We start from the raw sequence: 7207 nt of genomic DNA on the forward strand, positions 1-7207 counted from the left end.
GTCTCTATTTTCAGCGCGGCTTCTTGGCTCTATCCTTTATGCAGCAAGCATTATAGGTACGTTGTCACCCGCTAAGGACGAGGATAAACACGAATATCGATAGAAATGTAGTAAAACTCGTCATTTTATACATACGTTTTTTTGTGTTTATCTTATTCTTTCCTAAAAATTACCGATTTTCATGTCTGGTGATTCGATAAGTTTTTGCAAAATATATTGGCAGTAACTAAATAGTTTTTTGATAGTTTCTTCGGCAAATAGTTCTGTGCTGAAAGTCGCCCCCAAATAAATAAAATTAGAATTTTTCGTCGGTAAAGAAACACTAAAGTCTAGAGGAATATCTGCATCAAAAAGTTCCTGGATAGGTGGTTCCGATAGCATTTCCCACCCAGAAGAATGAGCGTTTTCTGGCACTTCCATAGTAATACCTGCTGATAGGGTCACTTTTCTGAATCTTCTGATGGTTTTCAGAACTTTGTACAACGAAATATCATTGTTATTGATAGCCTCATTAGCTGTTTTTTGAACCCGCTTTAAAAGCTCAATTCCTGTCTCATCGTTAAAAAGGTGCGAACGTAAAATTATGGCGTTGATAAAGCAACCGAGCATTTTTTCAGTTTCGGGCATGGTGCGGTTACCAATTGTGGCTAAGATTAAAATTTCTGTTTGTCCGCTCCATTTGAACAAGAGGATATTCAAGGCAGTAATAATGATAGCAAAGGGGGTGATTCCCTGAGAGCGACTAAGGGCTAAGATTGATGCAACAAAATGAGCGGGTAGAACTACAGAATAGAAAGAAGCTTGTTTGCTGTTGGTACTATTGCAGACAGTCTCAGCAGGTGCGTTCTCAAGGGGCTGAGGACTATCAGTCAATTTTTCAACCCAATAAGAGAGTTGCTTTTGAAGTACCTCTTCGTTAAATCGTTTCCGATGCCAGAGAGTAAAATCTGCGTACTGCAATCGCACTTCTGGTAAGGGGGAAGGTAAGCCATTTAAAAAAGCATTATAAAGGGTATCTAATTCCTGTAAAAAGATGTGATGAGACCAGCCATCTGTGATGATGTGGTGCATCGTTATTAACAGCCAATGCTCTTGTGGAGTCAAGTGCAGCAAAGTTGTCTTGATTAAAGGGCTAGAAGTTAAGTCAAATTTATACTGGACTTCTACGGCATAAAGCCTTTGAGCTTCGGCTTCTCGTTGGGCTAGAGGTATGCCTTGCAAGTCTACTATCACTAGCGGTAAAGCCAGCTTATTGGCGATCGCCTGTACGGGTTGACCATCCACGAGAGGAAAGGTAGTCCGCAAAATTTCGTGACGGCGGATAATTTCATTAATACTTTTTTCCAACGCTTCTGGACAAAGTGTTCTTGTGAAACGCAAAGCAATCGGACTGTTGTAAGCGCTACTGTCGGGATACAATTGCTGTGCCGACCATATAGCCTCTTGTGAAAAAGATAGTGGTATGTACGTCTCTCGTGGGACAGGTACGAAATCTGGCAGGCTATTAGATACTGCGCTGTCGGAAGATTTTTCCTGTGAGACGGGATGAAGTCGAGGCTCTATTATTTTGCCCAGGGAAGCAATGGTGGGGGCTTCAAATAAGTGGCGTAGGGGAAGTTCGATCGCAAAAGCTTGCCGGATGCGAGAGATAATTTGGGTTGCCAACAGGGAGTGCCCACCCAATTCAAAAAAGTTGTCGTTGATGCCTACCTGTTGCACTCCCAAAACTTCAGCCCACATAGCAGCCAGTTTTGCTTCGCTCGGGGTGCGAGGGGCAACAAATTTATCTTCCTGTTCGTTGTGAAAGTTATCTGGTGCGGCTAAGGCGCGACGGTCTATTTTACCGTTGGGTGTTAGCGGCAGCGCTTTCACCAGCACAAACGCGCTCGGTATCATGTAATCAGGTAGCTTTTGTTTCAGGTAGTCGCGCAGGTTGCGAGTCACTGTGCGCTGCAAAGTTTTCCACAAGTCTTGATTGTTCAATTGATAATCTACGCTTTGGTCAATTTGAGCCTGTTCGCTGGGTGTAAGATGAAAGCGAATCCCAGCCTGTGGTGGACGTGACCAAACTACTGTCCCAGAAAGCCAGCGCGGTTCGCTCTCTCCAGGTAGTTGCATACGCACGCGGACGCTCTCACCTCGCTCGATAGCCGGCACCCCCACCAAACCAACGCCGCCCGTGGAGATATCTTGTGTGTGGATTGTGATGGCGTTACCGTTGAGTTCTAGTTGGCATTCACTGTGATAAGGAATGCGGTCTGGAATAAGGTTAGAGACTAGATAAGCTACGAGGCGCTTGTTTCCAGGTGTGTCTTCTCGATCGATGACTGTCACTGAGCGCACGTTCGGATGTTTTGCCAGTACAGCCTCAATTTCTCCGAGTTCAATGCGGAAACCTCGGATTTTTACTTGGTTGTCGATACGACCGAGAAATTCAATATTGCCGTCCGGTAAATAGCGGGCTAAGTCGCCGGTTTTGTAGAGGCGAGAACCTGGTTCATTACTAAAGGGATTGGGAATAAATTTCTCTTGGGTCAGCTCGGGACGGTTGAGATAACCTTTTGCTAGTCCCACACCAGCAATGTGAAGTTCTCCAGGAACACCGATAGGAACGGGTTGTTTATGGCGATCGAGAATATACACTTGAGTATTATCAATTGGACGACCAATTGGTAGAACGTCCATGCCTTCAAAGCCTTGTGTAACCGTAGCGCAGACAGTGGATTCAGTTGGCCCGTAAGCATTGAAAAAACGTCGCCCCGCAGCCCATTGAGCGACCAAAGAAGTCGGACATGGCTCTCCCGCGACGATAATATTCTGCAATGCTGGCAACTCCTCATTCGGCAGAGCAGCAAGTGCTGATGGCACAAGAGTAAGATGGGTAATCGACTGCTGTTGCAATAGTCGCACTAAAGGTTGTCCCGGTTGCAGCGACTCTCGTGTTCCCAGGCAAAGCTGCGCCCCCGAACACAGAGCCATGACAATTTCCGAGATAGAAGCATCAAAACTTAAGGAGGCAAACTGGAGAACGCGACTATCGGGCTGCACGTCAAATAGCTTGATTTGTGCCTGCGCTAAATTACGCAATCCTTGGTGAGCAATGAGAACTCCTTTGGGCTTTCCAGTTGAACCAGAGGTGTAAATCACATAAGCTAAGTTTTCTGGTGTTACATCACTTTGGGGAGGAAGTTCACTTTCAGCAGAGATTTTTTCCCAATCAGCGTCCAAGCAGACTACCCGTGCTTGATGTTCTGGTAGCGAGGCAACCAGTTGTTTCTGAGTCAGTAGAACTGGTAGCTGCGAATCATCAAGCATATAGGCAATGCGCTCAACCGGGTAGGCAGGGTCTATGGGAACATAAGCACCGCCAGCTTTGAGGATGCCTAGTATTCCCACGATGGCATCCAGAGAACGTTCGACACAAATGCCTACTAAAACTTCTGGCCCAACTCCGAGTGATCGCAGGTAGAGTGCCAACTGATTCGCTTTTGCATTCAACTCTAGATAAGTAAGTTGTTCCTCTTCAAAAACTACTGCCACCGCATCCGGTGTACATTCAACTTGCTTTTCAAATAACTGATGGATGCACTTATCCTGCGGATACTCAGCCCAAGTGTTGTTCCACTCTACTAATAACTGATGTCGCTCTGGTGGTGTCAGCAAGGGCAAATCGGAAATTCGCGCAATAGGATTAGCAACAATTCCTTCTAATAGAGCCTGGTAATGCCCTATCATCCGAGAAATGGTGCTGCCCTCAAATAAATCCGTACTGTACTCAATCCGCCCAACAATACCTTCTGGTCTTTCATCTAATTCCAAAGTCAGATCGAACTTGGCCGTACCAGTATCCACATCCAACTGACTCATGTTCCAACCAGAATCAAGGGCAGGCATTGGAGGTTCGAGGACAAAGGAAACCTGGAACAGGGGGTTCCGGCTCGAAGAACGCTCTGGTAGCAGTGTTTGCACCAGATGCTCAAATGGCAAGTCGCGGTGAGCGTCTGCCTCTAAAGTAACTTCCCGCACCCGCTCTAATAGCTGTTGGAAACTAGGGTCCCCCGATAAATCTGTACGCAGCACGAGAGTGTTAAGGAAAAACCCAATCGACCCCTCAAGCTCAGGTCGGTTGCGGCTTCCGGTAACAGTACCTACAGGAATGTCATCAACTCCCGTGTAGCGGTACAGCAATGTTTTGAACGCTGCCAGCAGCGTCATAAAAAGCGTCACCCCTTCACGCCGCGAGAGTGCCAACAGTTCGTCGGTCAAGTTCCTAGATAGCGCCAAACACTGCCGAGACCCTCTAAAGGATTGGCGAGCCGTTCGCGGGCGGTCTGTGGGCAACTGTAGCACGGGCACGTCAGCTAGCTGTTGCTTCCAGTAAGCAATTTGTGGTTCCAGCACCTCTGATTGCAGCCATTGCCGCTGCCACACAGCAAAGTCTGCATACTGGATGGGGAGTTCTTTTAGCGGCGAGGGTTCGTCAGCACAAAAGGCTTGATAAAGGTTTTGCAGTTCGGGTAGGAAGACACTATAAGAAGAAATCCCATCGTTTACAATGTGGTGTGCGGTCAGAAATAACCTGCAATCTGTTTCGTCCAACCGCATTAAAGTAGCTCGCAGCACTGGCCCAGAGGCAAGGTCGAAGGGTTGCCGCGCTTCAAGTGTCGCCAGTCGCAAAGCTTCCGCCTCTCGCTCTGAAGTTGTAAGCGATCGCAGGTCTACTACTGGAATTGGTACGGTCAAGGATGGGGCGATCTCTTGCATCGGTTGCCCATCAACCATTTTATAGGTTGTCCGCAGTATTTCGTGACGCAAGACAATCTCATTAAGGGCTTTTTCCAACGCTGCTACGTTGACATTCCCAGCCAGGCGAATGGTTGAAGGTTCGTTATAAACGGGAGTATCTGGTGCGAGTTGATGAAGTATCCAGAGTTGTTCTTGACCAAAAGACAGAGGCAGGTTCTCAATTTGAGCGACGGGTTGGATAGGCGGAATTAGGAATTTGGAGCAATGCTTTTGAAGTGTTTCCACATACTGTGCCAGTTCCGCTACCGTAGGCGCTTCAAACAAGCAGCGCAGTGGTAACTCTAGCCCCAATGCGTCGCGCACTTGCGAAATCACCTGGATGGCTAGCAAAGAGTGTCCACCCAATTCCAAGAAGTTGTCGGAAATGCCAACCCGTTCGATTCTCAATACTTCAACCCAAATTTCAGCCAGTACCTCCTCAATTGGAGTGCGAGGTGCGACCAAGTTTTCTTCCAGTTCGCTTCCTCTCCTTGAGGGTGCGGGTAAAGCACGGCGATCAATTTTCCCGTTGGGTGTTATCGGCAATACTGGCAAAGTGATGAAGGCACTGGGAATCATGTAATCTGGCAAATGGTCAGCCAAGTAATTCCGCATACTTTTGGCAGACACTTGGTTAATTTCGTCTTTTTTGGGAACTATGTAAGCAACCAAACGTTCCTCGTTTGGTATGTCTTCTCGATCTATTACTGCTACCGCGTCTACTATTGGATGAGCGCTTAGCACTGCCTCAATCTCTCCGAGTTCAATGCGGAAACCGCGTATTTTTACTTGGTTGTCAATGCGACCGAGGAATTCGATATTGCCGTCTGGTAAATAACGGGCTAAGTCACCTGTTTTGTAAAGGCGAGAAGCTGATTTATCGCTAAAGGGATTAGGGATGAACTTTTGCTCGGTTAAATCGGGGCGCTTAAGGTAGCCTCTTGCTAACCCCACACCCCCGATATGGAGTTCTCCCGGCTCTCCAATGGGTACGGGTTGGTTCTGAGTGTCGAGAATATAAATTTTAGTGTTGGCGATGGGGCGTCCAATGGGAGGCTTTTGACTTCCGTCAGTGCAAAGGGCGACGGTGGCACAAACAGTGGCTTCTGTTGGTCCGTAAGCGTTGAAGAAGTGACGCCCTGATGCCCAACGCGCCACGAGGTTTGCGCTGCAAGCTTCCCCGCCGACGATAATTGTCAGCAATGTTGGAAACTCTTCGGCAGGCAGCACCGCCAACACTGACGGGGGTAGAATAACCGTCGTGATGGCTTCGTCACGCAACAGCCCAGCTAGAGCAGAGCCAGGCATTAAGAAGTCCCGCTTTGCCAGTATCAGTGTTGCTCCCGATACCAGGGCTATGAAAACCTCCCAAACCGAGGCATCAAAACTAAAGGAGGCAAACTGAAGAAGGCGGCTACTTGGCTGCACATCGAATAGCTGAATCGATGATGTGGCTAGATTGCACAGTCCCCGGTGCGCCAATAGTACACCCTTGGGCTTGCCTGTAGACCCTGATGTGTAGATAACGTAGACTAGGTTATCGGGGGTGAGACTGCTGCTAGGTTTCTCCTGGCTATGGAAAGCAATTTCTTCCCAATCAGAGTCCAAGCAGACAACACACGCAGAATGTGGAGGCAGCTTCTCGACTAGCTTCGACTGAGCGAGCAGCACCGACACAGAAGAGTCCTCCAGCATGAAGGCCAATCGCTCCTGCGGATAAGCAGGGTCTAGCGGAACGTAGGCACCACCGGCTTTGAGAATGCCAAGCAGCCCCACTATCATCTCGAAGGAGCGCTCAACACAAATTCCCACCAAAACTTCTGGCCCTACGCCCCTCTTTTGCAGGTAATGGGCCAGTTGGTTTGCCCTTGCGTTTAATTCGAGATAACTCAGTTGCTCCCCTTCAAAAACTATCGCTACGGCATCGGGCGTCCGTTCTACTTGTTCCTCAAATAGCTGGTGGATACATTTATCTATAGGATAATCACTTTGAGTGTTATTCCACTCGACTAATATCTTATGCCGTTCGGCGTCTGTTAAACTTTCTTCACTTCTAAGTTGCTGTTCTGGCTTAAATATTGGGATTTCTGATTTATTAAAAGGAGCTACCATGTGTCTAATTTTAATTACAAATAAGATAGTTGCGAGAACGAGCGTAACATTTAGGGCATTTTTGTAGGGGCAATCCGTTGGCTTGCCTCTAACCGAGTCTGTAAATGCGTAAGTCTTGGGAAAGCTAAACGGGAAAACCTATCCTAACTCCTAATCAAGCCAAAGCAACCGAGAATAGGACACCGCCCTTGGTATAAGGCACTTACAAAGGACTAACAGGAATATCCGGGAATTTCTTTTTTCAATAAAACCAAACTTTACCCAATGCTCGAACCCGTTGGGAATAATGCCTGCTGCTACCGCTTGTGCC

Annotated in this window: 1 protein-coding gene; it reads right to left on the reverse strand. The window is 47.6% G+C overall.

Annotation, left to right across the window (positions count from 1 at the left end; translation table 11 throughout):
• Positions 1-162: 162 nt before the first annotated feature.
• Positions 163-6897 (reverse strand): amino acid adenylation domain-containing protein, encoded by a 6735-nt coding sequence (locus QUA40_RS26830; protein WP_333131521.1) that lies wholly within the window; start codon positions 6895-6897, stop codon positions 163-165.
• Positions 6898-7207 lie beyond the last annotated feature (310 nt).

This window comes from Microcoleus sp. Pol11C3, from assembly GCF_036701485.1.
GTDB lineage: Bacteria > Cyanobacteriota > Cyanobacteriia > Cyanobacteriales > Microcoleaceae > Microcoleus.

Bases quoted from the DNA above. Each gene is read 5' to 3' on its own strand.
- QUA40_RS26830 (WP_333131521.1), bottom strand. From the start codon at position 6,897: ATGGTAGCTCCTTTTAATAAATCAGAAATCCCAATATTTAAGCCAGAA.